Source organism: Pseudomonas sp. 3JA, from assembly GCF_036961705.1.
GTDB lineage: Bacteria > Pseudomonadota > Gammaproteobacteria > Pseudomonadales > Pseudomonadaceae > Aquipseudomonas > Aquipseudomonas fluorescens_Q.
On the sequence record NZ_JBAMDJ010000022.1, the window covers coordinates 38,707 to 61,972 of the forward strand.

Genomic DNA, 23,266 nt, shown 5'->3' on the forward strand with positions numbered 1-23,266 from the left:
CCACCGAGGGGGTGGGTTTCCATTCAGGCGGCTTGCAACTGCCGGTCCATTGTCGCGATGCACTCGCGCATCTGTTCACGGCATTGGGCGATGAGCCGGGGCATGTCATCCATACTCAATCCGGCCGTAGGAATCGCCGGCAATGAACGTATGAGGATGTCACCGCTGCGCCAACGGTTGAGGCGCATGTGCTTGATGTAGCTGCTCACGCACACCGGAACAATCGGCACTCCGGCGGCTATTGCCATCTGGAAGGCGCCTTTCTTGAATGGCAGCAGGTCTGCGCCCAGATTGCGCGTGCCTTCCGGAAAAACCCAGATCGAGGTGTCCTCGTGCTGCAAGGTATGGGTGGTGGTCAGCATCGACTTTCGGGCCTTGATCGCGTTGCCGCGGTCGATCAACACGTTGCCCGCCAGCCAGAACAATTGCCCGAACAGCGGCACCCATTTCAGGCTCTTCTTGCCAATGCACACGGTACGGCGCGGCACCACGTTGCCGAACATGAACAGGTCATAGTTGGATTGGTGGTTGGCGATGATGACGCAGCCGTTGGGCTTATTCACCAGCGAGTCGACCTGCGTCCGGACCCGCAAACGCAAAATGCACATCGCCGGCAATGCGTACAACCTTGCGCATAAACGGCTGTTGTCCGGGTTGAACGGCCGGCACAGGCCCAGAATCACCCCGAGCACGCCAGCCATTACAAAATGCAGGCCCATCAATAACATACGCAATACAAACAGCATCTACGGGCCCCATCGGGACAAAAGGTTGCGCAGTGTACGGATGTGCACTGTTTTCGGCAATTGCCCCTATAGATGTAGGAAATAGACGATGTTTAAGCGCATGTTTCCAAATAACGTGACAGAAGCGGCCTAGAGCGGTTGCGGACTTTTAAACGGCGCGCGTAGGAAAAAGCCCGGCTCTACAAGCGTCAGCCCAAGTGCTCCTGATCCAGCAGAATCGCACTGTCCAGCGTATCCAGCAGAGCCTTGCGCACTTTCAGCTTGGTGTTCTTGTGGGCTGTCATGTTGATCTTCTTCAACTGACGCGCCGCTTCCAGGGCCGCGCCCTGCAGTTCTTCGGCCGACACCACCTTGTCGAGGAAACCGGCATCCACAGCGCCCTGCGGATTGAACATCTCGGCGTTGATTACCGAGCGATGAAACGCCGACTTGTGCAGGCGATCACGGGCCAGCTCGATACCGGCGTGGTGCATGGTCATGCCGATCTGCACTTCGTTCAGGCCGATGCTGAATGGCCCTTCCACACCAATGCGGTAATCCGCCGAGAGCAGCAGGAACGCACCCTTGGCCACCGCATGCCCTGGGCAAGCGACAACGACAGGGAAGGGGTGCGACAACAGGCGACGGGCCAGGGTCGAGCCGGCCGTGACCAGGCTCACCGCTTCCTTGGGACCGGCAGTCATCACTTTCAGATCGTAACCACCCGACAAAATCCCCGGTTGCCCGGTAATGATCACCACCGCCCGATCCGCCGTCGCCTGGTCCAGCGCAGCGTTGAACGCGGCAATCACATCCGGCGAGATGGCATTGACCTTGCCATTGTTCAAGGTCAGGGTCGCGATACCGTCTTCGAGATGGTAGGTAATCAAGTCGCTCATGACGCTATTCCTTGTAAGAGAAGTGACGCAGACGTTACCCACCGCCGCAGGTCAGGTAAAGCGCCGTGACTGACTCACCGGTCAGCCCCAAGCCCCGCAAACAGCCTGGCCCGCCCATCCTGCTTTGCCTTCATCTATAGAGCAGCGCCTTCATAACCCCGAAGATTGGCCGGTTTGCCCTGCCCAGGCGCGTTTGAAAAGCCCGACCAAGCTTAACCGCATGAAAATTCTGAAAAAAACCTTTGCCATCGGAAAAGCTTTCGACTACATTAGCGCGCCTCGACAGACTGAACAGTTTGCCGAGATACGGTGAAGTGTCCGAGTGGCTTAAGGAGCACGCCTGGAAAGTGTGTATACAGGAAACTGTATCGAGAGTTCGAATCTCTCCTTCACCGCCAAATTCGATACACACAAAACCCCTGGTTTTCCAAGAAAACCAGGGGTTTTGTGGTTTCTGCCGTCTGAAAAAAAAGACGATAGGGGCAATGGCCCCCAGGTGATACGCCGGCAGTGCAAAAGGTGTGAATTTCCTAACCTTGACTCCGCCACCCAAATGACTATCCCCCCATGTAGCCGTGCTACAAAACGGCCTGTTCAACGCGTGGGAAAACTCCGATGCCACCGCTCTCCAACGGCAGGCCCTCCAATCGATTTGGCCTGTTTTGCGTAGCCAGTTTCCTTCTGTCCATTTCTTATGGCGCCACTTTCCTGATCTCCCTGCTGGTGTCCTCCCTGGGGGGAACTGAGCGCGATGCAGGGCAAGTCTTTGCCGTTGCCATGACGAGTACTCTGGTCGCGGTGGTCGCCTCGGGGCATTTGATGCAGCGCGTAGGCGCTGCACTGTGCGTGGCCCTTGGCGCTGTGTTTCTGGTCATTGCGTCCATGGGGTTTGCGCTGCTATCGGACCTTGGTATCGGTTTGTTGGCCTGCGGTTTGATGCTGGGGATCGGCTGGGGACTGTTTTACACGGTTGGGCCCATCATGGTCGCAGCGATGGTCGAGCCATCCAGGCGGACTCATTGCTTCGCGCTTTTGTCGGGCAGCATGTTGACGGGGATCGGTAGTGGCCCTCTTTCAGGCAAGTTGGCCAGCTCCGTTGGGCTCCCCATACAGACGGCTTTCTTCTTTGCCGCCGCCGCAGCATTGTTGGGTGGGCTGTATTTTTGGTGGCTGAGAACGGGCTTTGCCGAAGTGGAGCGCCGCTCTGGCGATAAGGCTCGGATGGGGCTGAGATCGGCGACGGATGTGCTGCGCTCACGTTCGGCGTTGTCCATTTTGATGGTGGGGCTGGGCGGCGCGATCTTTGGCGGCCTGGGCAGTTTCCAGACCAGTTATGCCGCCAGTCAGGGACTTGATTACTCCCTGTTTTTCGTCGGCTTCATGGGGGCGGCTATCGCTTGTCGGTTGTTGATTGCCGGGTGGGTGGTCAGCCGTGACCCTCTCGCGACTTCTTGCCTGTTGACCACGTTGATGTTGGTCGCCGTGATAGGGTTCGGTGTGTGGGTCCATGACAGTCTGAGTTATGGGGTGACCGCCGCCTTGCTTGGGGTCGGTTACGGTCTCAACTATTCAGTCATCAATGGCCTGGCTGCCAACGAGGCGCCACCTGGGCTGACCGCACAAGCGCTGCTGCTTTTCAGCCTGTCCTACTTCATTGGCGTATTCGGGTTTCCCTTTATCGCCGGCAAGCTCATCAGCAGCACGGGCGTGAATGGGATGCTGCTTAGTGTCGGATTGATCGCTCTGCTTGCCTGGGCCTTGAGCGTCAGTCGCTGGCTGGCCGGGCGGTTCTGGAAACCAGCCTTCTCTGAATGAAAAATTCTCCTCAGGCGTGCGATAGCTTCCGGTGGGCGGGGAGATTGAGCACTGGGGCAAGAAGGTCGCGAAGATTGAAGGCAGAAAGGCACGGCAAATTGCTTGATGGACGGCTGCCCGTGGAGCCTCGCCACTGGACAGCATCAGGCAACCTCACAGCAGTATCGGGCAAAGGTTTCTGGGCACATGCCGTTAAGGTCCTCTTGGAAGAGCGTCTTATCAACTGCATGGCTGTGAGAGAACATCATGACCCGATGGATGAATTTGGCTTGGCGCGTCCAGGCGCTTGCACTGTCTTTAATATTGTTTACGAACAACGTCTGGGCTTCGGAAAACACCGAGCACGCGAATACGACGCTGGTCCGCCAGGCCTTCACTAACTGGCAGCAGGGCAAAGGCACGGTGTTCGACCTGCTGGCGCCCAATGCGAAATGGACCGTGGCCGGGACGAGTCCTGTTTCCGGTGTCTATAACAGTAAGGCTGAGCTGGCCCAAGTCGTGCGGCCGATTACCGCGCGACTGGCAACACCAATTGTCCCCACGGTGCAGAGCATCGTTGCTCAGAATGATGTCGTGGTTGTGCTGTGGAACGGAACAGCCACGGCGCTTGATCACAAGCCCTACAACAACACCTACCTGTGGCACATGACCTTCAAGAATGGTCAGATCATTGAAGTCACCGCCTTCCTGGACACCTACGTGCTGAACGATCTTATCCGGCGCGTAAAACCCCCACAGTAGTGGCTGGGCTATCTTGTTGGCTGTGAAGCAGTTCGCTTTTCCGTGGCGTGCTCTCCAAAAGGTTTACTCGATTCAGAACAAAAACCGGAAATGCGTGGTCTTTGTCAGTACCCCAAGTTCGTCTCTCCCTGAGGTCGCACAATGAGTCTGATCGATTGCCCTGAATGCGCTTCCAGAATTTCCGACAAGGCCTACGCCTGCCCACATTGCGGCAATCCTTTCCGGGAGCCGAGTTTCCGCTTGACTGAGAAGAACGTGGGACAGATTGCCGGGGTGACCGGCGTCTGGCTCACCGCGCCGTGGATCGCGCGGATGGTCTTTGGCGTGGTGGCCGTGATTGCGGTGGCCGCGGTGTTGATTCTGCGGTGACTGTGTCGATTGGCTAGCTAGCCGGGCCCGTCGTGCGAACGCTCTGCCGAACATAATAATTGTCGAACTCGCTGCTTTCGACGAATTGGAAGCCATGGCGGATGTAAAAGCGATTTGACGCGCTTTCCTTAAGGGCACCCACCCTGAGCGGGAGCGCGGCCGCATCCGCTTCCTTGAAAATATGATCGAGAACAGCAGCGCCTATTCCTGATCCTTGCGCACAGGGCCTTATATACAAGTGGTCAAGCAAGAGTTCATGGCTGAAAGGCTTGACCACAACGAACCCGACCCTCTTTCCCGACACCTCGATGTGGCGTGTATGGCAGGGTTCGAAACTACCAAGAAACCGCTCGCGCGCCCGCACCGGATCAAATCGCCCCACACGCTCCAGGCTTTCGCGCATGGCCTCGATTCGAATGCCTGCCAGATCCTCCGAGTCGTTTTGTTGAGTGGGGACCAGTATGACTGGAGGGTTTTGATTGGGGGGGAGGGCCATTGTTCACGCTCTGATTTTCATCCGGGAAGCCAGTATAGATAACGGACGATGCCGGCTCATGGCGTCGGATGTATCTAGCCATTGTTCAACGGCAACTGCGGACTGTCCGGATTCAACTGCTGTCGCCTGAACTGCCCCGGCGGCTGTCCATGTATCTGGCGAAAACGCCTGGAAAAATAGGCTTCGTCGGCAAAACCGCACAACCTCGCCACTTCGCCCACTGGCCGTGTTCCATTGAGCAAGTAATTGCGCGCCGTATGCATCCGGCGTTCGAGTACCAGTTCGGTGAAGGTCTTGCCGATTTCCTTGCGCAGCCAGTGGGTCAGGTACGTCGGTGACAGGTAAGTTGCCGCGGCCACCTTGATCAGGTTGAGGTCGGGGTCGGCGATGTTCTTGCGCAAGTACTCGGACATCCGGCCCAGCGCATCGCGTCGGCTGACTTCGGCGGCGTTCTCTTCGGCCAAGCGCTTGAGCGGCTCGGCGTACAAGGCGCAGACGCTGCCGATCAGTTGCAGCAACAAGCCCTTGAGCATCTCGCGGGTGCCGAACTGACGGTTCTGGTCCAGGCCACGCATCTGCTCGATCAGCGCGCAGGCTTTGGCGAAATCCTCATCCCCCAGAATGAAGTCCAAGTGTTCCTGGAAGCGGAACGGTGACAGTTCCGGCGCCAGCAGAATCGAGACCTCTTCCAGGTCCATCGGGTCGCACTGCAGATGCGGCAGCAGGAACGTCTGGGAAAAATTGATCACCATGAAGTTGCTCTCGGCCGGGTGCGGAATCACGTGCACGCGGTGGGGCAGGATGAAGGCCAGGGTGTTGCGCGGAAACGGACGTTCGACGTTGCCAATGTGTTGCACGGTGTCGCCGCCAAGGTTGATCTGGATCTGGAAGTATTCGTGGCGGTGCGGGCTGGTTTCGGCGCGCCGACCCTTTTTGTCGCGGATGTAGAAATCCGTCAATTCGCTGCGTTGCTGCATGACGTAGGTGGGGACTCGGCTCGGTGATGACATCTCCTGGGAATCCTTTGCGGTGCATGACGTTGATGACGATTGTGACTGTGCATCTGGATGATTTTCAAGAAGTCATACGATGACGTGGCTATTGGCGTGAATTTTCTGTCTCTTGAAAATGGAGGGCGCTTGTCCAAAAACGATAAATTTTATTTTCATAATTTGTTTTTTAAAAACAAACGCTTAGGTTGAACTTAGAAAGATTATGAAAAAAAGCGCCCATCTGGTTTTTTTGGACAGGTTCCTTTGATGCGGTTTTAAACGGGAAAAATGATCTAACAGCTCAGTTGATTTTGAATGGTCGTACGACCACTGTTGGGCCACGCAACCCGTCTCTCCATCCAAAAACAATCAAAAGGTGCGTTCATCATGAACCTGTTCCTGCTTCACGCCGACCCTCCCGATTGCTCCTGCGACAGTTCCTGTTGCAAGGCCTCTTTGAACACCTGACACCGGCTGTTCGCGCTTCTCATTCCTGTAGCGATTGTTCTGCCCCGGCATCGAGGGCATTGATTTCGGCTGCTCGTAAACATTTCGACGCTTCTAACAATAACGAGGTCCACCATGTCGAACTCTCATACCTCCCAAATTGCCAGCGCCCGGGACGCCGCAGTACCAGAGCGTCTGCCGTCGCGGCGGCGTTGGTTCATGCTGTCGTTGCTGCTGATCGCGACGATCATCAACTACATCGACCGGGTGAATATCTCGATTGCCGCGCCGTTCCTCGCCAAGGACCTGGGCCTGGACAAGATCGAGATGGGCCTGATTTTTTCGGCGTTTGCCTGGACTTACGCGATCGCACTGGTGCCGGCCGGCTTCATCGCCGATCGCTTCGGTTCCCGGTTCACCTACGGGGTGTCGCTGATCAGTTGGTCGACCGTCACCGTGTGCCAGGGCTTGGCCACGGGCTTCGCTTCGCTGTTCGGTCTGCGCCTGGCCGTCGGCGCGATGGAAGCGCCGGCGTTTCCGGCCAACAGCCGGGCGGTCACGGTGTGGTTCCCGGCGCGTGAACGGGGCCTGGCCAGCAGCATTTACGTCTGCGGCCAGTACTTGGGCACGGCGCTGTTTACCGGTGCACTGCTCTGGCTAGCCACCACTTATGACTGGCGCCATGTGTTCTACAGCACCGGCGCACTTGGCATCGTCTTCGGTGTGGCCTGGCTGTTCTTGTATCGCGACCCGATGAACTGCAAGAAAGTCAGCAAGGAAGAACTCAAGTACATCGAAGCCGGGGGAGGGCTGGTCAAGAGCAGCCAGGAGCGCACCCGCTTCAACTGGCGGCAGATCGCCGAGCTGTTCAGCTATCGGCAGGTCTGGGCGATTTGCATCGGCAAGTTCGCCAGCACCTCGGCGCTGTACTTCTTTCTCACCTGGTTCCCCACGTACCTGATCGAAGAGCGTCAGCTGACCATGATCAAGGCCGGGATCTTCGCCGTGCTGCCGTTCGTGGGCGCGACGGTGGGCATCCTGCTCGCCGGGATCGTGTCCGACCTGCTGATCCGTCGCGGCTACTCGCTGTCCTTCGCTCGCAAGTTGCCGTTGGTGGTCGGGTCGATGCTGGGCATGTCCATCGTCCTGGTGAATTTCACCGATTCGAACGTGATCTGCATCGCCGTACTGACGATTGCCTTTTTCGCCCAGGGCATCGCTTCGTCCTCGTGGGCGGCGGTGTCGGAAGTGGCGCCCAAGGAACTGATCGGGCTGACCGGCGGGATCACTAGCCTGGCGGCCAACATCGGCGGGATTGTCACCCCCATCGTGATTGGCGCAATCGTCCACAAGACCGGCTCATTCGCCTTGGCCTTCTGGTTCATCGGCGGCGTGGCGCTGATCGGCACCTTGTCCTATTCGTTGCTGCTCGGCCGTTTGTATCGCATTGAACTCAAGGCGCGTTGAGCCCGGAAAAAAGCTGTTTTTCTCCAACACGAGGTGGCATTCCTCCAACTTCGCCGAGGATTGCCGCCGTACGCTGACCCCTCCAACAGGACTTTTATCAGGATGAACATGCCCGAATATGTCTTTACCCCGGACCTGCCAGTGACGTTGTCGGTTGTCGGCAGCCCGCAGCGTTTTCCCGTCGGCCGGGTCTTTTGCGTCGGTCGCAACTACCCCTGGCCTGATACCCAGGGTGAATCCCGAGTGCCACCGGTGTTCTTCATGAAGCCAGCCAGTTGCGTGGTGGAAGCGGCGGGTGAGGTGACGTTTCCATCGGTGACCGAGGAGTTCGCCCACGAAATCGAATTGGTCGTGGCCATCGGTGAGGGCGGCGCCCACATCCCTGAGAGCCAGGCGTTGGCTTATGTGTGGGGCTACGCGGCGGGTCTGGATCTGACCCGGCGTGATGTCCAGCGCGAGGCCAAGCGTAACGGTTTGCCGTGGGAGGGCGCCAAGGTGTTTGACGGCGCCGCGCCAATGACCGCCATCGTGCCGGTCTCCCGGGCGGGGCACCCCGATGGCGAGTTGTGGCTGAACGTAAACGGCCAGGAGCGTCAGCGCGACAGCCTCGACAGCCAGATCTGGTCGGTCAGTGAAGTGATCGCCCGCATCTCCCAATCGGTGGCGCTGCGGGCCGGCGATCTGATCATGACCGGCAGCCCGGCAGGCGTCGATGTGCTGCAGCCGGGTGATGTCGTCACGGCCGGCATCGACGGTATTGGCGAATTGGAAATGCGCGTCGGTCCGCGTTTGTCTTACTGAATTCGAGAAAGGAGAACCCACATGTCCAACGCATTGAAAGTGGCTTTGGTGACTGGCGCCGGCAGCGGGATTGGCCGAGCGGTGGCCCTGGGCCTGATGGAAGACGGTTACACACTGGTGTTGGCCGGTCGTCGGCCAGAGCCCTTGCAGGCATTGGCCGAGTTGGCGGCCAGTCAGGGTCGCGAAGCCCTGGCGGTGCCCACTGATGTACGCGACCCGGTCAGTGTCGATGGGCTGTTTGCAACCATCGCCGAGGTCTACGGACGCCTGGACGTCGTGTTCAACAACGCTGGCGTCAATGCGCCCGCCGTGCCGCTGGATGAGCTGACGTTCGAGCAGTGGCGAAACGTGATCGACACCAACCTCAACGGCGTTTTCCTGTGCGCCCGTGGTGCCTTCGGCCTGATGCGCCGGCAACAGCCCCAGGGTGGACGGATCATCAACAACGGTTCGATCTCGGCCCACACCCCACGACCGTTCAGCAGCGCCTACACCGCCAGCAAACACGCGGTGCTGGGGTTGACCAAATCCCTGGCCCTGGACGGACGTGAATACAACATCGCCTGCAGCCAGATCGACATCGGCAACGCCCTCACTGAGATGTCCGTGCGCATGACCAAGGGCGTACGCCAGGCCAACGGCAGCATCGCGGTGGAGCCAATGGTGGACGTCAAGCATGTCGCCGATGCGGTGCGCTACATCGCCAGCCTGCCGTTGTCGGCCAACGTCCTGAACATGACCGTCATGGCCACGGCCATGCCGTTTGCCGGCCGCGGTTGAGCCTGCGTGCCGTTCATTTTCGAGGGTGTGCATTCGTGGCGAGGGAGCTTGCTCCCGCTGGGCTGCGTAGCGGCCCCAGTTCTTTTTATGAGTGCTTCGCACTCAAGCGGGAGCAAGCTCCCTCGCCACACACTGATTCGAGCACGCCTTGATTGCGCTTGAGTTAGTTTTTCCTATTTCGATACGAGGTCTACATGAAGCCAGAAGTCTTGCAACTCAGCCCGATCCTGATCCCTGAAATCAACGCCCGGCTCAACGAGCTGTTCACGGTGCGGCGCTATTTCGAACAGACCGACAAACAAGCCTATCTGCAAGAACACGGTGCCAATATTCGCGGTGTGATCACTGGCGGGCATACCGGCATCAGCCAGGCGCTCATGGCCCAACTGCCCAAGCTGGAAGTGGTGGCGGTCAACGGCGTGGGCACCGATGCTGTGGACCTGGCCTACGCCAGGGATCGCGGAATCCGCGTGACGGCCACCATCGGCGCGCTGACCGAAGATGTCGCCGACCTGGCGATTGGCCTATTGATTGCCGTGTGTCGCGGGCTATGCACCGGTGACCGTTACGTGCGCTCCGGCCAATGGCCTCACAGCCCGACGCCATTGTCCCCGCTGCCATTGGCCCGTCAGGTGTCCGGCATGCGCATCGGCATCGTCGGCATGGGCCGGGTCGGTCGCGCCGTGGCTACCCGCGCCGCCGCGTTCGGTTGCCCGATCAGCTACACCGATCTGCAACCCATGAGTGACGTGAACCACACGTTCGTCGCCGACCTCAAGCAACTGGCCCGCGACAGCGACGCCCTGATCCTCGCGGCCGCTGCGGACAAGGCTGAAGCCATCATCGATGCCGAGGTGCTGCGTGCCTTGGGCCAGGGAGGGTATCTGATCAACGTGGCGCGAGGCAAACTGGTCAACGAGGTCGACCTGGTGGCGGCGCTGACCGCTGGTGAAATCGCCGGTGCGGCGCTGGATGTGTTTGTCGATGAGCCGCATGTGCCTGAGGCATTGTTTGGCAATGAGCAGGTGGTGCTGCAACCCCACCGGGCGAGCGCGACGTTGCAGACCCGCACGCGGATGGGGGAGATGGTGGTGGCGAGTCTGGTGGATAGTTTTGCTGGGAAAGTGCCGCAGGGGTGTGTGACGGGGTGAGGGTGTAGAGCTTTAAGGAGGTCATGACACGGTCAAATTAATGAACTTGCTATGTTGAGGCGGAAGCGAAGGTAAGGTCTCAGGTTGTGTGCTGGTCTGCGCTTTGCCCGTGCAGTTAATAAAGACCAAAATAACGACCTATTTTGAAGGAGCCGCCTCCATGCAACTCGTTTTGGCTGATGTGGCCGTCAGCCTATCCGAACTCAAAAAAAATCCGTCATCCGTCCTGAACGGTGCTAATGGCGCGCCAGTGGCCGTGTTGAACCATAACCGTGTTATGGGCTACATGGTCCCGGCAAGTGCCTACGAGGCCATGGTTGAGCGCCTGGATGAACTGGAGCTGGCACAGATGGTAAAGGCACGGATCGAGGCCAATGAGACGCCTGTCCATGTGTCTCTTGACGAGCTCATTGGCGAAGCTGAGGCTGATATCGCCAATGGGCATTGATTACATGGTGGGACAGTACCGATGGAGCCAGGCTAGAAGTGATGTCCACTTTAAAGTTAGGTGGACACCATCGCTTTTGACGTCGGGGTCAGCAAGGCATGTTAGTCAGCCCCGCATACCGTTGCTTTTGGGGATGGATATTCCGCCGCTATGTCAAACCGCTCAAACGACTTTGCATCGGATGTCTCAAGGCATCTCGCCCGTAGTGATCAGGTTCAAAAACTGTTCCGCATCGAAGATGAAAGCACCAGCCGCTAGTGCCTTTGCGACCTGGCAATGCAGTTGTATCAAGCGTATCCGGGTGGGAGCCGCGTCGCGACCTGGCTCCAACACCTTGCAATTTCCTTGGCAATGCTGCCGCGGCCTTTCCTGGGCTCGATCCCATCACTTGCAATGATGCGCTTCAGCAGCCACTCATCCGTCCATCCCGCCCATTCACCCGCCATGGACCTGAGGTTCGTTTCGAGCACCGGGAACACTTCATTCCACAGGATGCCGTGGATTTCCTTTGGCGAATAATTGGTTTCAAGGACTACGCGAGCGATGTAGTCGTAGGTCAGGTCGTCGATCTCGGTATCCAGGAAGAGCGAGGAAAGGGCCTGCCAGGTTTTCAGGCGGTTCGAGTCGACAGGGTTCATGTTTTTGTCTCGGGATGTGTAGGTGATAACCCATTTGGCCCAATGCTGCCGGCCAAATCGCCTGCTTGCCACGGCATGAATCCCGCTGCCGCCAATAAATTGGAGTTGTGAAAAAACACAACCAGAGTACCATCGGCTCAAAGACAAGGAAGCCCATGGATATACTCACGCCATCACGTTTTGACGACGCTGCGATTTTGTACCCGAACGACAAGGCCGGGCTTGATCGATGCCTGCGCATTTTGAGGATGGCACGCCCCAAAGCGTTCGCGGACCTGCAAAAGCTTTTCGGTACGCACGGTGTCGACTTGTTCAAGCCCAGAGCCGCAATGAATTGGGTGGTGATCGACGTAGGCGGCAATAATCTCAGGGTGATAGGTGGCGTCAACTACACCCGGCAGAAGTTCTACGTCAAACACATCTACACGCATGCCGATTACGACGTTGCCAACAGTTGGTATGCAAGAAACGAAGGGGTAAGACGATGAGCGCAGCCCGGAACGACTTTCAAACCGTGATCGCAACGCTTGGCGAGCTACATGCGGTACTGGATCGCCTGCGCGGTGAGTTTGTGCATGGCATCAAGACCCCTGCCGATTATGAGCGTGCGACCGACCTGCTCGATGCGCTCACCGACGGACGCGAACTGAGCAAGACTGAGGCGAAAATTCTCGTTGAGCTCGAGGAGGAAATCCTGGCCTACCAGCGCGACTCCGAACAGTTTCGCGAGTCGAATGCCGCTTTTGAGGCGACCTGCACGCCTGTGCAATTGATCAAGGATCTGATGGAGACGCTCGGGCTCACCGGTTCGGACCTTCCTGAAATCGGTGATAAAACGGCGGTGTCCAAAGTGCTCAATGGCGATAGGCCTATCAGCCACAAGATGGCGTATGCGCTGGCGGAGCGGTTTGCGATGGAGCCGAGTGCTTTCTTGACCGCGACCTCAGCAAAGGTGGCGGCTCATATCGAAACTGTCCCTCTTTCCGTTAGCGCTTCAGGTCATTACGTTTTGCACGAGGGCTCTCCGATCGCATGTTCAGTGGAAGAGGCCGGTGTCGGTGAGTACAACGTGGTGACTTCGAAGGGCCACAGAAAGACAGCCAAAGAGCCGGACAAGGGATAGGGCAATCATCTGCTGAAAGGGGCAGGATTGGTTGTCGATTCACGGAAGTTCAGGATGACACGCGTTTCGATACCTCGGCCATTGCAGCCAATCCCCGAACCCTCTATAAAATCCCGCGCTGGCATCGCGTTCTTCTCGACCGTCGTTGGCCCTGGATATCTGACCCGCATGGAGCATCATCGTGAGCCAATCGCCGCACCCCCTCAACTCCCGAACTGACATTTGCCCGCTCATTACGTCCCGCGTCCTGCGATATACCTGGAGCCTCACCTTACTGACCCTGCTCACCGGCTGCGGAGCGCTATCGGACGTCCGCTCTTTTTCCACTCCCTACTCAACGCCTGATGGTGGTGAGACCGCCCGCTTGCGGGTGATCAGCGATGGCATGGTCAGGGCTGTACCCAAGTCCGATTGCGTGGACTTCCGCCTGCCGGGCGCGGGCGTCATGGTGGCGTTCCGCGATGGCTACGCCAATCGCAACGGCGAAAGCCTGGGCATGCCGGATGACGACAAACACTCGTCTTCCACGGTCATGACTGAGCTGCTGGTGCCTGCCGGGCAGCCCATTGCCTTTCATTACATCGGTGCTCAATGCTACAACATGTTCAGCTTTGTCCCTAAGGCAGGGGAGGATTACCAGCTGGATGCTGCGGGGCGTTATGAGTGTGAGGTGAGGCTCAAGCAACTGCCTGCGGCAACGACACAACTTCCCCGTTCATTCTTGAAGGACAGCAAACTCTGCAGGGCGACGGATAACTTTTAGCATGGAGGGTTTTCCAAGGACGCCATAACGTTGAAAAAGGAGTTTCATCATGAGCCCCAGCCCCACGTTCCAAACCCGCCGCCTCATCCTCACACCCCTTGAGCTGACGGATGCACCGGCGATCCAACGGCTATTTCCCCATTGGGAAGTGGTCCGTTACCTGGACAGCCGCGTGCCCTGGCCTTACCCGGATGACGGCGCGCTGACGTACGTGCGCGACCATGCGCTCCCGGCTATTGCAGCCGGGAGCGAGTGGCACTGGATGATCCGCATTGCCGAAGAACCGACACAGAGCATCGGCAGCATCAGCCTGTACGACCAGCCCGGCAACAACCGTGGTTTCTGGCTGGCGCCGCAATGGCAGGGAAAGGGCTACATGCGCGAGGCCTGTGAAGCGATCAATGCCTATTGGTTTGAAAACCTTGAACGCCCCGTCATGCAAGTGCCCAAGGCGGTGGGCAACGAGGCTTCGCGCAAAGTTTCGGAGCATGAAGGCATGCGCCTGATCGGGACGCAGCAGGGGGAGTTTGTCTGTGGGTCGTTGCTTAAGGATATCTGGGAAATAACGCGTGAGAATTGGCTTGAGAAAAAGTCCGCGTTGGGATCGAATTGAGCAGAGTCAAATGGGTCAAGTCGCCTGTGAACGACAATTCAACACGGTCGTCGTCAGGATCTATCTGTCGGGTTAACGGATAAAGGAATGTGAAATGGATATTCCACAGGGTTTCAGGCCGTTATTTCGTAGCAGCCCTTTTCTTGACTTACTTGGTCCCTTTTATTATCGGGAAAACTCCGAAGGTTTTACCGTTGGGATTCGGGTGGAGGAGAAACATACCAATGCGCGTGGAATCGCTCACGGAGGATTGTTCATGGCGCTGGCTGATATCGCGCTGGGCTACAGCGCTGCGTTCTCGAAAGATCCGCCTCTTAAGCTCGTGACGACCACGATGACTACTGATTTCGCTGGCTCCGCTAAGATCGGCGATTGGTTGGAGGCTGCCGTAGATATTCAAAAAACCGGTAGTCGATTGGTGTTTGCCAATACCTATATCAGCGCTGGAGAGGAGCGCGTGGTTCGAGCCAGTGCATCTTTTCTGGTGCTCAGCTAGGTGGAGGCTGAACTGGCGATTGACGTCCAAATCCGTTAACGACGATGTACAACAGTGGACCGATTGATACGAAGATCGCCGTGATCAGGAAGTAAGGCAGCAACGAGGTGAGCGACCTGCCTTTCGAACGTGTGTCCCGGTACATCCAGATGCACGCCATGCTAGCGAGCAGATAAAGGTCGATGACTACCTGCGCGGTGTCCGGGCTGGACATGAGCCTGACGCCGAATTCCAGGAGCGATTGCTCGGCGAGAAACACAGTACTCGCCGTGTAAATTGAAAAAAGCAGGAGCGCGACAAGTGCAACGTAGGGTCTTTTCACTTTACCTCCTTGGACTCGTTCATGGGGCAATAGAGGTAGGCTAGTGATTTGACCGTCATGGTTTCAATGACCTCTGAGGTCATGGACGCCACTCACCCGCAATGCCAGAGTCAACGGATGACCAGTCGACCTTTTTCTCGAACAACGCCACCAACCTCGGCCGGTGCGCAACTGCGTCACTTGCGCCAACAGGCCGGGCTGAGTCAGTTGGACTGTGCACTGATAACAGGGTTATCTCAGCGTCACCTTAGTTGCATCGAGACGGGGCGCGCCAAGCCAAGCCCTGGCACTCTGCATAACTTGTTGACTGCCCTGGATGTACCTTTGGAGCGATGCAACGACATCTTCATCGCCAGTGGTTATGCCCCTCGCTACGAAACGACGCCGCTCACGTCGTCGTCAATGGAAGTGGTACGTGATGCCATTAATCATGTACTTCACGCCAATAACCCCGCTCCGGCGATTGTTCTGGGTGCCCAATGGGACATCCTTGCAGCCAACACCAGCGCGGGTGTTCTGTTCGATCTGGTGGGTCTTGCCAGAGATGCGCCTGATGGGCTCAACCTCTTGGTGACACTGCTGCAACCCGGTGGCTTGGGCGATCATTTGAGTAACGCCGAGGAAATAAGATTAGTGGCCTGGCAACGGGCGTCTCGGGAAGCCTTGAGTAATCCCGCGTTGGCTGAGATTCTGAAGAGCCTGCCGGCCCCACACAGCTCTGCGGCACTGGTTAACGAGCTGCCTCCGCTGTTGCTGACGCGAGTCGACTCTCCCCACGGTGAGCTGAAGTTCATGTCAACGTTCACAACCTTCGGCATGCCGCTCGACATCACCATGAGCTCATTGCGTATCGAACATCTGATTCCTGCCGACGCGAAGACCTGGGAGGTGATGACTAAGGCATATGAGCAGACACAACACTAATAATGATCAAGGAAGAACCCATGCAGCCGTCACTCAATCGAATCATGTTGTATGTCCGGGACGTTCAAGCGACCTGCGATTTTTATGAGCGTCATTTCGGTTTTACCAGTCAACGAAAAACCGATGACCGCGTCACCGAATTGAGCCCTGCAAACGGTGGCGCGATCCTGATGGTTCACCCGGCAGGTAAGGCCGTTAAAACAGGGCAAGTCACGGTAAAGCTTGTCTTTGATCTTCAGGACGTCGAGGGTTTCAAGGCCAAGTGCCTGGCCCAAGGCCTGAGGTTTGGCGCTACGCACAGGGCGGACGGTTACTCTTTCGCCAACGCCAAAGACCCTGACGGTAATTCGATTTCCATCTCCAGCAGGGCGTTTGCATGCCGCTGAACTTTCAAAAGATGCATGCCAATGGCGATGATTTCGTTATCGTCGATTCGCGACATTCGGCCAACCCGGTGACGAGTGCCATGGCCCAGCGAATGGGGGATCGGAACCGGGGTGTGGGCTTCAACCAACTCGCGGTGTTGCTCGATTGCGACGATGCCGATGCCCGCGTGATGTTCTGGAACGCGGATGGCTCCGCGCTGGACGTTTGTGGCAGTGCGACGCGGGGTGCGGCGGCTATGCTGATGCGCGAAGCAAATGTTGCTTCGGTAGCCCTGCGCACTAACCGAGGCCTGCTGACGTGCGAGCGTACCCCAACCGGCGACATTTCCGTCGACATGGCGTGCCGCTTTTCCACTGGTCGGACGTTCCTTTGGCCCAAGAGCTGGATACCACTGTGTTGCCACTTGCCGGCGCTCCAGCCGCGTGCAGCATGGGAAATCCGCACTGCACCTATTTTGTCGATGATCTGGCAACCGTTGATATCGCGACCATCGGCCCAGCCATTGAAACCAACGCGCTATTCCCACTCAAGACCAACGTTCATTTCGTCCAGATCATTGATCGCACGCATATTCGCTTGCGCATCTGGGAACGCGGGGCGGGTATTGCGCTGGGTTCGGGATCTTGCTCGTGTGGCGCGGTTGTCAATGGGATTCGTCGTGGTTTGTTGGACCCGCGCGTTGAGGTTGAATGTGATGGTGGGAGCGTGACGGTTCAATGGGACGGCGTGGGCGCGGTCTTTCTTATCGGGCCGGTGGAGGTGAGTTTTTCGGGGATGATGAGTCAGGGCTGAGTCGGTAGGTGTTTCAATCCTGGAGCAGGGATTTGCAACACGTTCCGTGGCGAGGGAGCTTGCTCCCGCTCGGCGGCGTAGCCGTCGTAGACCGGTTGATGCCGTTTGTCTGGAAGACCGTTTTGGGGCGGCTTCGCCGCCCAGCGGGAGCAAGCTCCCTCGCCACAGGATTATGGCGGTTTGCATCATTTCTCCATAATCCTGAGCCACGGCCAGCGAGCCTGATAACTTTTCGCCTTCTCAGCGAACAAATCGGGCTTGGGGTTCTTTGGATTGATACGAAGAACACCTTGCTCGACGTCGTCCAGGCCATAGGGCGCATAGACCTCACCGGTCTCAACGTCCAGTCCAATACACGTACCGGCAACCAAGTAACGATCAATGCCATCCCTGGCCGACTGAAGTTGAGGATAAGGCTTGCCAAACCGCTGACCGTACCAAAGATGGACGCGAGCCTGGTTCTTGATCTCGATGTTGACGTCGAGGTCCTGGAAGACACGCTGGGCGGCGTTGATGACTTCGTTCTCGGTTTCCCAAGACACATCAGGGTCGAAGTAAAAAACGTCGTAATCCTTCACGCCCCAGGCCGGTGGCCGTTGTGACTGATGATTCCAGACGGCTTGGAACAGGCAGCCAGCGGTGAGCATGCATTGATTCAACCCGAGTGAAGGCAAGCGCGAGGTGATTTGCGCGTTGATTGGATTGGCCATTGCTATCCTGACCAAACGTTCGACCGTCAATGTCATATTCATCCTTTTGGAATCGGTCCGGTCCTGGCGCCCCGACAGATGTTTGAGCAAAATCAGGTGAGCCAAGGCACCCAGTACATAGATCTCAAGGACGCCCAATGATATTGCAAAGCAGGCCAGTGATGGCTGATGACATCAAGACCCTCTGTAACTTTGCACAGGACGCTCGGGAACTGTTCCATATGTTCCCGAAAGCCCAATACCCTCTGACTGAGGCTCAGTTGGCTGAGGCTATCGCCCAACGATTCGATTCGACGGTCATCGAGGCTGGGAACCGTGTCGTTGGTTTTGCTAACTTCTATCGGGCCGAAAAAGATGGGGTTTGCTGTATCGGCAATGTCATCGTTGCCCAAGAGGCGCGAGGTAAAGGCGTTGCCAGTTTTCTTGTGGAAACGATGACGGCCCTGGCGTTCGACCGCTATGACGCCACTGAGGTGCAGGTATCGTGTTTCAATGAAAATACGGCGGGCTTGCTGCTTTATCCAAAGCTGGGCTTTTTGCCCTTTGCTGTCGAAGAGCGAGTTTCTCCAGATAATCGTAGAACCGCACTCATCCATATGCGTCGTGTTAGATCGGGCCGCCCCTGGATTCTTTTGAGCGGTCTCCCAGAAAATGCCTGAAAACCCAAGCCCATCCCAACGCGACTGATTTACAATGCCGTTCCTTCGACAGAGAGCGGCCGTTCGTGGATGCGTTTTCCCTTGTCTATCAACACCTGGGCGCATGGGTAATCGAACCCGTCACCCAGCAGTTCCTCGGCATTTTCAACCTGAACGGCCGCCTCGGGGTCCTGTTTCTCTGCGCCTCCTACGGTGTCGCCTATGGCCTGTTCCGTTTCAGAAAACACCGCGGCCTGACTGACGCCCGTTCGTTCTGGCAATTCATTGGCGGCAACCAGGTGCATCTGCACCGTTCGGCACTGCTGGACTATCGCTACTACTTCGTCCGGGCGATTCTCAAGATTGCCCTGGTGTTGCCCATTGTTCATCTGGTCGATCCGTACATCCTGCGCTCCGGGGATTACCTGGCTTTTTTCAGCAACCTCTGGGGCGCGCGTCCGCGTCTGGGGGAGAACCTTTCGCTCGCCTTGTTCTATGGGCTGGGGGTGTTCCTGGTGAAGGATTTCGTCCACTACTGGGCGCACCGGGCGTTTCATTCGCGCTGGCTCTGGGCGTTTCACAAGGTGCATCACTCGGCGCCAGTGCTAGTGCCGGCTACGGCCAGTCGGGTGCATTTTGTGGAAAAGATCGTCGAGAAGCTCGGCATCACCGCCTGCATGGGCCTCTTCGCGGGCGGCTTCTGGTATGTCTGTGGTGGTGAGATCAGCCGCTACACGTTGTTCGGTGTGACGTACCTGGTGTTCATCTTCAATAGCCTGGCGGCCAACTTGCGCCACACCCATGTCTGGTTGTCCTTTGGCCCGGTGCTGGAACATGTGCTGAACAGTCCGGCCCAGCACCAGATCCACCACAGCGATGCACCGCGCCATTTCAATCGCAATTTCGGCGTCAACCTGTCGCTGTGGGACTGGATGTTCGGCACGCTCTATGTCACCCGCTCGCAGCCCGAGCACTTGCGTTTCGGCACCGGAGAACAGGACCACGCGCGTTACCTGACGGTGTATAGCCTGATTGTCACGCCTTTCGTTGAAACTGCCCGCAAGTACCTGCCCGCGTTTTCATATCAACGCCAACACGCCACAATGCGCCCAACGCCTGCCCTTGGATCAGCGAGTGCTGACACAGATGAGGCTCAGCGAAAAACCAGCAAGGAACGCCCATGAATTTTTTCAAGAAGCTCTTCGGCTCATCGAAAGCGCCTGAAACCCAAGACGACCAGCCTGCATCGCAACCCCAGGAGCTTGGCGACCTGACCGCGGCTGAGGCCGCCAATCTGGCCGTCCGGGAAGCTGGCGCAGCGTGCCTGGATCGTCATTGGAGCGCTGTCGGCACGGTCGAGCGGGATGTCCTTGCCTACTTGATCAGCCCGACCTTTTCCGGCGGCCCGTACTGGCCTTCGACCCGCCAGGCCTACCGCGTGGTGCGCCGTGGCGACACGATCATCCTCGCCACTGAAGGCCTGTCCGATCCATTCGATGATACGGAAGGAATGGGCAACGGTTTCGAGATGGAATTGTTCGTTGAAACCGCGAATATCCCCGAGCACGCCTATGGCCCCGTGGGAGAGGTCGATCCGTTCAAACGCAGCTGGGCATTCGAGTTGTTGGAGCATGTTGCCAAAACGGTGGCCGACGCGGGCGGCATCACCCATCAACTCGACCAGCACGGGGCGCTATCCCTTGAGCTTCCCGGGCTGAGCCAATCCCATCACATGAGCGATCAACTGCCCAAGCTCTTCGTGACCGATGACGACTCCACCGGCGTTCTGCTCGGCGCCCCGGCACCGGATTTTCCTACCCAACTGGATGACATGCCCTTGTCTCCGGTCAGATTGGTGCCGGTGGTATTGATTACGGCGGCGGAGCTGGAATACGTGCGTTCGGGAGGGCGAGCGGCGCGGGAGGATCTGGTGAGTCGTTTGAAGGCGGCGGGCGTTGGGCATATGAGCAGCCTGCATCGGGCGAGTGTGGTGTGAGGCTGGAGCCGGTCATTGAACCTGCTGGTATCCCTTTGGCCTCCTGCTGACTCTTTCAATCCCATTTTCAAGGACGAACCCGTGACCGCATCCCCCGCCAAACTCATCTTCTTGCCCGGCGCCTCAGGCAACACCCAATTCTGGCATCCAGTGGCTGAGCGCTTGGCCCACCTGGCGCAGCCAGTTCATATCGGCTGGCCCGGCTTTGGAGACACACCGCCCATGCCTGGCGTGACCGGCATGAATGACCTGGTGGCGCGTGTGCTGGCCGAGATCGACCAACCCACAGCGCTTGTGGCGCAATCCATGGGCGGTATCGTCGCGGTGCTCGCAGCACTTGAACGCCCAGAGCTGATCACCCACCTGGTGCTGACCGTCACCTCGGGCGGGGTGGACATGTCGGCGCTGGGCGCGCACGACTGGCGCCCGGATTTTGCGGCGGCCAACTCGACACTGCCGAGTTGGTTCCTCGACGACCGCACCGACCTCACATCCCGCTTGGTCGAGTTGCGCATGCCGGTCCTGCTGCTCTGGGGCGACGCTGATCCGATCAGCCCCGTTCGCGTCGGCCAGTACCTTGCCCAACTGTTGCCCCGCGCTGAACTGCACGTTTTCCCTGGCGCCGATCACAGCCTGGGCTTTACTCACGCAGATGAGGCCGCGAGGCTGATCGAGAGACATCTGGCCAGCGAGTGAGCGCAGCACTTGCCGCTTGTTATCGATGCGTCGGACTGATTGTGCGACGCGGTGTGTTTCAAGACCTCTAGGGCCCCAATACCTTTTCGAGACAACAATGACTGACTACCGCGGACTCATCCTCGAAGACACCCGTGAAGGCGCCACCGACCGCGCCATCGCACAACTGGAAACCCGCCTGGGTGCCCGCTTGCCGGACGACTATCGCCAATTCCTCAAGACCTGCAACGGCGCCTACGTGGAATACGATGTGCTGGCGACCCTGGCCAATGGCGACGAGGAGCTACTGAGTTTTTCACTGTACGGGCTGGACCCGGACAAAGAGTATGAATCCAACCCCTTCGAACTGGAGCAACTGCGTGCGCAGCCCGGCTTCCCTGCAACGGGATTGCTGCCGATCGGTCGCGACGGCGGCGCGAGTATCTTGCTGCTGGACCTGCGGGAAGGGCGCCAGGATGTGGCGGCGATGGTGGCGGGCTTACCTGCCTGGACTGGGCGCCGCCAGCAGGGCGATGAGTACGTGGTGCTGGCGGATTCTTTCAATGGCTATCTGGATTCGTTGCATTTATCGGAGGAGCGGATCGAGGAGCATATCAATCACTTCATGATCAGCCCTGAGAGTATTGAGGCGACGTTGGAGTGGTTGGATAAGGGGAGTCCGGGCTGGCGGGAGCGGTATCGGGAATTGTGGAATGCGAGGGTTGTGGATCGGTTGATTTGAAGGTTGAGTGGTGGGTGAATTTCGCTTTTATGGGTGTATACAGTAGGTCCCTTTTGGATCGAAAGTAGGCGGTCATGGCTGACCGCTTTCGGCCGATTTTGTTGAAAAAGTCGGTCTTTCCAGACTGCCCGCTTACTGCCCGCTGAAAACGCCTTTTTTGCGCGCTGCTATGCGAAATCTTAGCCCGGAATCCTCTGTTCAATGTAAAGATTTCAATCTCAAGCACTTACTTTTCTACCTTGGAAACCGAAGCGGACTTTTTCAACAGAATCGGCCAGAAGCGGCCATCTGGCAATGCATCTTTCAGAGGTGACTCTGCTAGTGGCCGTATGCGCTATCAGCCGCTCAAGCACAAAGGTGCAGCAACAAGGGGCTCAAGCCCTCAGAGTGATCAAGCTCGGGGCTTGTCGGGATAGAAACGATTGTAAGATTCAACCGCAGCTAACCATAGAGCCTGTAGCTGCCCGTCATTACTCGACATCCAGTCAATGACCAGACTGATATTTTCCGGCAGTTCTCCGAATATCAAATTCGTAGTGTACTGCCCGTCGAGAGAGATATCCCAGATGGACTTATCCCATTGGAAGTTAATGCTGGGCTTGCTGTCGTGCTCCCTGCAAAACGCTAATGCCTTGGGAGTATCAAATCGACCAAGGCGGGGGAGAATCTGGTGCAGGTCTGCGAGGGCTGGTTCCGAAGCAATGTGAAGTCCATACGTATCCACCACGCTTCGTCCATGGCTTTCAAACGAATAGGGTGTCGCGATATCACTTTGCATGAACGACACGCCGCTGAAAAGCTCGGAAGATATCTCCCCAAAATAGAGCCACCAGCCTTCTTCCTGTGTGGGCTGGTTTTTCATCAGATAAACCAATTGCTCATCGGTGACCGTGGCCATATCGCAATAACAGGAAAGCCCCATGTATTTCCTGTACAAATCCTGGTCACCAACCATTTCGCTCAATTCCACGTAGCGGATAAGCCCGTGCGGCCGGCTCTCAGCATCGATGGAAAAACTGCTCAGGTTGCTTGAATCCAACTCAATGCGAACCTGGGTTTTGTCGTGAGTATGATTATTGGCTACGGCTTCTCCCCTGTTGCGGAGGCGCTCAACTTGAGCCGTGGTCAACTGCTCCCCTGTCAAAAGCCCATGCCCCTCTGGAGCAGGATTTTCGGTGAGCCACACGCACTGAAACGTCATCCCTTTTTCGGTCTTATATTGTCCAATACGAAGACTGGAGAAAAAGATGGCTTCTGCGAGTGGCACACTTGTGTAGTGATAAAGCTTCATTCGAACGCTCCGGGGGCAATGTGTT

At 57.5% G+C, this 23,266-nt stretch carries 28 protein-coding genes, 1 tRNA gene and 1 pseudogene; 22 read left to right on the forward strand and 8 right to left on the reverse strand.

Going from position 1 to position 23,266, the window contains the following annotated elements; all coding sequences use genetic code 11:
* Positions 1-23 precede the first annotated feature (23 nt).
* Positions 24-746, reverse strand: coding sequence for a 1-acylglycerol-3-phosphate O-acyltransferase (locus V7773_RS17870; RefSeq protein WP_063324952.1), 723 nt, complete (start codon positions 744-746; stop codon positions 24-26).
* A gap of 188 nt (positions 747-934) precedes the next feature.
* Positions 935-1,624 (reverse strand): crotonase/enoyl-CoA hydratase family protein, encoded by a 690-nt coding sequence (locus V7773_RS17875; RefSeq protein ID WP_336074306.1) that lies wholly within the window; start codon positions 1,622-1,624, stop codon positions 935-937.
* A gap of 308 nt (positions 1,625-1,932) precedes the next feature.
* On the opposite strand from V7773_RS17875, the gene V7773_RS17880 reads away from it, so the two are divergent.
* The 4 genes from V7773_RS17880 to V7773_RS17895 all read left to right on the forward strand — a co-directional run bounded on the left by V7773_RS17880 (position 1,933) and on the right by V7773_RS17895 (position 4,549).
* Positions 1,933-2,022: transfer RNA gene (locus tag V7773_RS17880), tRNA-Ser, on the forward strand.
* A 217-nt stretch (positions 2,023-2,239) separates the two neighbouring features.
* Entirely contained in the window at positions 2,240-3,439 is a 1,200-nt protein-coding gene (locus tag V7773_RS17885; RefSeq protein ID WP_336074307.1) for an MFS transporter, read from the forward strand.
* A gap of 258 nt (positions 3,440-3,697) precedes the next feature.
* A complete protein-coding gene (locus V7773_RS17890; protein WP_336074358.1) occupies positions 3,698-4,180 on the forward strand; it encodes a nuclear transport factor 2 family protein in 483 nt (160 codons plus the stop codon).
* A gap of 141 nt (positions 4,181-4,321) precedes the next feature.
* The gene (locus V7773_RS17895) at positions 4,322-4,549 is read left to right on the forward strand and encodes an integrase (RefSeq protein ID WP_003204158.1); all 228 of its coding nucleotides are present in this window, start codon (positions 4,322-4,324) and stop codon (positions 4,547-4,549) included.
* Between the two features lie 13 nt (positions 4,550-4,562).
* Here V7773_RS17895 and V7773_RS17900 read toward each other — a convergent pair whose 3' ends face one another.
* Both V7773_RS17900 and V7773_RS17905 read right to left on the reverse strand, forming a co-directional pair.
* On the reverse strand, positions 4,563-5,045 hold the full coding sequence (locus tag V7773_RS17900; RefSeq protein WP_336074309.1) for a GNAT family N-acetyltransferase: 483 nt from the start codon (positions 5,043-5,045) through the stop codon (positions 4,563-4,565).
* A 74-nt stretch (positions 5,046-5,119) separates the two neighbouring features.
* Positions 5,120-6,055 carry a helix-turn-helix transcriptional regulator gene (locus tag V7773_RS17905; protein ID WP_336074310.1) on the reverse strand — a complete coding sequence of 312 codons (936 nt, stop codon included), beginning with the start codon at positions 6,053-6,055 and terminating at the stop codon, positions 5,120-5,122.
* A 564-nt stretch (positions 6,056-6,619) separates the two neighbouring features.
* Between V7773_RS17905 and V7773_RS17910 the strand changes: the two genes are divergently transcribed.
* The 5 genes from V7773_RS17910 (at position 6,620) to V7773_RS17930 (ending at position 11,131) form a co-directional block, all read left to right on the forward strand.
* A complete protein-coding gene (locus V7773_RS17910) occupies positions 6,620-7,951 on the forward strand; it encodes an MFS transporter (RefSeq protein WP_063324965.1) in 1,332 nt (443 codons plus the stop codon).
* 102 nt (positions 7,952-8,053) lie between these two features.
* On the forward strand, positions 8,054-8,752 hold the full coding sequence (locus V7773_RS17915) for a fumarylacetoacetate hydrolase family protein (RefSeq protein WP_063324966.1): 699 nt from the start codon (positions 8,054-8,056) through the stop codon (positions 8,750-8,752).
* A 21-nt stretch (positions 8,753-8,773) separates the two neighbouring features.
* A complete protein-coding gene (locus tag V7773_RS17920; RefSeq protein WP_336074311.1) occupies positions 8,774-9,532 on the forward strand; it encodes an SDR family oxidoreductase in 759 nt (252 codons plus the stop codon).
* Positions 9,533-9,726: 194 nt separating this feature from the next.
* Positions 9,727-10,683 (forward strand): 2-hydroxyacid dehydrogenase, encoded by a 957-nt coding sequence (locus tag V7773_RS17925; RefSeq protein WP_336074312.1) that lies wholly within the window; start codon positions 9,727-9,729, stop codon positions 10,681-10,683.
* A gap of 160 nt (positions 10,684-10,843) precedes the next feature.
* Complete coding sequence (locus tag V7773_RS17930; protein WP_092225097.1) at positions 10,844-11,131, forward strand: type II toxin-antitoxin system Phd/YefM family antitoxin; 288 nt, start codon at positions 10,844-10,846, stop codon at positions 11,129-11,131.
* Positions 11,132-11,418: 287 nt separating this feature from the next.
* Here the strand turns inward: V7773_RS17930 and V7773_RS17935 are convergent, their stop codons facing one another.
* Positions 11,419-11,769: a DUF7079 family protein gene (locus V7773_RS17935; protein ID WP_336074315.1), complete on the reverse strand. Its 351-nt coding sequence runs from the start codon at positions 11,767-11,769 to the stop codon at positions 11,419-11,421.
* Between the two features lie 155 nt (positions 11,770-11,924).
* Here V7773_RS17935 and V7773_RS17940 point away from each other — a divergent pair, with 155 nt between their 5' ends.
* The 5 genes from V7773_RS17940 to V7773_RS17960 all read left to right on the forward strand — a co-directional run bounded on the left by V7773_RS17940 (position 11,925) and on the right by V7773_RS17960 (position 14,764).
* Positions 11,925-12,257 carry a type II toxin-antitoxin system HigB family toxin gene (locus V7773_RS17940; protein WP_336074316.1) on the forward strand — a complete coding sequence of 111 codons (333 nt, stop codon included), beginning with the start codon at positions 11,925-11,927 and terminating at the stop codon, positions 12,255-12,257.
* On the forward strand, positions 12,254-12,892 hold the full coding sequence (locus V7773_RS17945) for a helix-turn-helix domain-containing protein (protein WP_092147325.1): 639 nt from the start codon (positions 12,254-12,256) through the stop codon (positions 12,890-12,892). Before V7773_RS17940 ends, V7773_RS17945 begins: the two co-directional genes overlap by 4 nt.
* 181 nt (positions 12,893-13,073) lie before the next feature.
* Positions 13,074-13,655 carry a hypothetical protein gene (locus V7773_RS17950; protein ID WP_336074317.1) on the forward strand — a complete coding sequence of 194 codons (582 nt, stop codon included), beginning with the start codon at positions 13,074-13,076 and terminating at the stop codon, positions 13,653-13,655.
* A 49-nt stretch (positions 13,656-13,704) separates the two neighbouring features.
* Positions 13,705-14,268 (forward strand): GNAT family N-acetyltransferase, encoded by a 564-nt coding sequence (locus tag V7773_RS17955; RefSeq protein ID WP_336074318.1) that lies wholly within the window; start codon positions 13,705-13,707, stop codon positions 14,266-14,268.
* A gap of 94 nt (positions 14,269-14,362) precedes the next feature.
* The gene (locus V7773_RS17960) at positions 14,363-14,764 is read left to right on the forward strand and encodes a PaaI family thioesterase (RefSeq protein WP_092147332.1); all 402 of its coding nucleotides are present in this window, start codon (positions 14,363-14,365) and stop codon (positions 14,762-14,764) included.
* On the opposite strand, the gene V7773_RS17965 is transcribed toward V7773_RS17960, so the two are convergent.
* Positions 14,757-15,086, reverse strand: coding sequence for a DUF2834 domain-containing protein (locus V7773_RS17965; protein ID WP_092147334.1), 330 nt, complete (start codon positions 15,084-15,086; stop codon positions 14,757-14,759). The genes V7773_RS17960 and V7773_RS17965 overlap by 8 nt on opposite strands.
* A 117-nt stretch (positions 15,087-15,203) precedes the next feature.
* Between V7773_RS17965 and V7773_RS17970 the strand changes: the two genes are divergently transcribed.
* From V7773_RS17970 to dapF, 3 genes and pseudogenes are all read left to right on the forward strand, one after another.
* Complete coding sequence (locus V7773_RS17970; RefSeq protein WP_336074319.1) at positions 15,204-16,010, forward strand: helix-turn-helix domain-containing protein; 807 nt, start codon at positions 15,204-15,206, stop codon at positions 16,008-16,010.
* Positions 16,011-16,030: 20 nt separating this feature from the next.
* Positions 16,031-16,396 carry a VOC family protein gene (locus tag V7773_RS17975; RefSeq protein WP_092147336.1) on the forward strand — a complete coding sequence of 122 codons (366 nt, stop codon included), beginning with the start codon at positions 16,031-16,033 and terminating at the stop codon, positions 16,394-16,396.
* Positions 16,387-17,189 (forward strand): annotated as a pseudogene (dapF, locus tag V7773_RS17980) (diaminopimelate epimerase). Before V7773_RS17975 ends, dapF begins: the two are co-directional and overlap by 10 nt.
* 185 nt (positions 17,190-17,374) lie before the next feature.
* Here the strand turns inward: dapF and V7773_RS17985 are convergent.
* Positions 17,375-17,935 (reverse strand): nucleotidyltransferase family protein, encoded by a 561-nt coding sequence (locus V7773_RS17985; RefSeq protein WP_336074320.1) that lies wholly within the window; start codon positions 17,933-17,935, stop codon positions 17,375-17,377.
* Between the two features lie 101 nt (positions 17,936-18,036).
* On the opposite strand from V7773_RS17985, the gene V7773_RS17990 reads away from it, so the two are divergent.
* The 5 genes from V7773_RS17990 to V7773_RS18010 all read left to right on the forward strand — a co-directional run bounded on the left by V7773_RS17990 (position 18,037) and on the right by V7773_RS18010 (position 21,950).
* Positions 18,037-18,558: a GNAT family N-acetyltransferase gene (locus V7773_RS17990; protein WP_336074321.1), complete on the forward strand. Its 522-nt coding sequence runs from the start codon at positions 18,037-18,039 to the stop codon at positions 18,556-18,558.
* A 65-nt stretch (positions 18,559-18,623) separates the two neighbouring features.
* Complete coding sequence (locus tag V7773_RS17995) at positions 18,624-19,721, forward strand: sterol desaturase family protein (protein WP_336074322.1); 1,098 nt, start codon at positions 18,624-18,626, stop codon at positions 19,719-19,721.
* The gene (locus V7773_RS18000; protein WP_336074323.1) at positions 19,718-20,533 is read left to right on the forward strand and encodes a suppressor of fused domain protein; all 816 of its coding nucleotides are present in this window, start codon (positions 19,718-19,720) and stop codon (positions 20,531-20,533) included. Before V7773_RS17995 ends, V7773_RS18000 begins: the two co-directional genes overlap by 4 nt.
* A gap of 81 nt (positions 20,534-20,614) precedes the next feature.
* A complete protein-coding gene (locus V7773_RS18005; protein WP_336074324.1) occupies positions 20,615-21,229 on the forward strand; it encodes an alpha/beta fold hydrolase in 615 nt (204 codons plus the stop codon).
* A 97-nt stretch (positions 21,230-21,326) separates the two neighbouring features.
* Positions 21,327-21,950: an SMI1/KNR4 family protein gene (locus tag V7773_RS18010; RefSeq protein WP_336074325.1), complete on the forward strand. Its 624-nt coding sequence runs from the start codon at positions 21,327-21,329 to the stop codon at positions 21,948-21,950.
* Between the two features lie 391 nt (positions 21,951-22,341).
* On the opposite strand, the gene V7773_RS18015 is transcribed toward V7773_RS18010, so the two are convergent.
* Entirely contained in the window at positions 22,342-23,241 is a 900-nt protein-coding gene (locus tag V7773_RS18015) for a hypothetical protein (RefSeq protein ID WP_336074327.1), read from the reverse strand.
* Positions 23,242-23,266: the final 25 nt, after the last annotated feature.

Bases quoted from the DNA above. Each gene is read 5' to 3' on its own strand.
- V7773_RS17870 (WP_063324952.1), bottom strand. From the start codon at position 746: ATGCTGTTTGTATTGCGTATGTTATTGATGGGCCTGCATTTTGTAATG.
- V7773_RS17875 (WP_336074306.1), bottom strand. From the start codon at position 1,624: ATGAGCGACTTGATTACCTACCATCTCGAAGACGGTATCGCGACCCTG.
- V7773_RS17885 (WP_336074307.1), top strand. From the start codon at position 2,240: ATGCCACCGCTCTCCAACGGCAGGCCCTCCAATCGATTTGGCCTGTTT.
- V7773_RS17890 (WP_336074358.1), top strand. From the start codon at position 3,698: ATGAATTTGGCTTGGCGCGTCCAGGCGCTTGCACTGTCTTTAATATTG.
- V7773_RS17895 (WP_003204158.1), top strand. From the start codon at position 4,322: ATGAGTCTGATCGATTGCCCTGAATGCGCTTCCAGAATTTCCGACAAG.
- V7773_RS17900 (WP_336074309.1), bottom strand. From the start codon at position 5,045: ATGGCCCTCCCCCCCAATCAAAACCCTCCAGTCATACTGGTCCCCACT.
- V7773_RS17905 (WP_336074310.1), bottom strand. From the start codon at position 6,055: ATGTCATCACCGAGCCGAGTCCCCACCTACGTCATGCAGCAACGCAGC.
- V7773_RS17910 (WP_063324965.1), top strand. From the start codon at position 6,620: ATGTCGAACTCTCATACCTCCCAAATTGCCAGCGCCCGGGACGCCGCA.
- V7773_RS17915 (WP_063324966.1), top strand. From the start codon at position 8,054: ATGAACATGCCCGAATATGTCTTTACCCCGGACCTGCCAGTGACGTTG.
- V7773_RS17920 (WP_336074311.1), top strand. From the start codon at position 8,774: ATGTCCAACGCATTGAAAGTGGCTTTGGTGACTGGCGCCGGCAGCGGG.
- V7773_RS17925 (WP_336074312.1), top strand. From the start codon at position 9,727: ATGAAGCCAGAAGTCTTGCAACTCAGCCCGATCCTGATCCCTGAAATC.
- V7773_RS17930 (WP_092225097.1), top strand. From the start codon at position 10,844: ATGCAACTCGTTTTGGCTGATGTGGCCGTCAGCCTATCCGAACTCAAA.
- V7773_RS17935 (WP_336074315.1), bottom strand. From the start codon at position 11,769: ATGAACCCTGTCGACTCGAACCGCCTGAAAACCTGGCAGGCCCTTTCC.
- V7773_RS17940 (WP_336074316.1), top strand. From the start codon at position 11,925: ATGGATATACTCACGCCATCACGTTTTGACGACGCTGCGATTTTGTAC.
- V7773_RS17945 (WP_092147325.1), top strand. From the start codon at position 12,254: ATGAGCGCAGCCCGGAACGACTTTCAAACCGTGATCGCAACGCTTGGC.
- V7773_RS17955 (WP_336074318.1), top strand. From the start codon at position 13,705: ATGAGCCCCAGCCCCACGTTCCAAACCCGCCGCCTCATCCTCACACCC.
- V7773_RS17960 (WP_092147332.1), top strand. From the start codon at position 14,363: ATGGATATTCCACAGGGTTTCAGGCCGTTATTTCGTAGCAGCCCTTTT.
- V7773_RS17970 (WP_336074319.1), top strand. From the start codon at position 15,204: ATGACCAGTCGACCTTTTTCTCGAACAACGCCACCAACCTCGGCCGGT.
- V7773_RS17975 (WP_092147336.1), top strand. From the start codon at position 16,031: ATGCAGCCGTCACTCAATCGAATCATGTTGTATGTCCGGGACGTTCAA.
- V7773_RS17985 (WP_336074320.1), bottom strand. From the start codon at position 17,935: ATGACATTGACGGTCGAACGTTTGGTCAGGATAGCAATGGCCAATCCA.
- V7773_RS17990 (WP_336074321.1), top strand. From the start codon at position 18,037: ATGATATTGCAAAGCAGGCCAGTGATGGCTGATGACATCAAGACCCTC.
- V7773_RS18000 (WP_336074323.1), top strand. From the start codon at position 19,718: ATGAATTTTTTCAAGAAGCTCTTCGGCTCATCGAAAGCGCCTGAAACC.
- V7773_RS18010 (WP_336074325.1), top strand. From the start codon at position 21,327: ATGACTGACTACCGCGGACTCATCCTCGAAGACACCCGTGAAGGCGCC.
- V7773_RS18015 (WP_336074327.1), bottom strand. From the start codon at position 23,241: ATGAAGCTTTATCACTACACAAGTGTGCCACTCGCAGAAGCCATCTTT.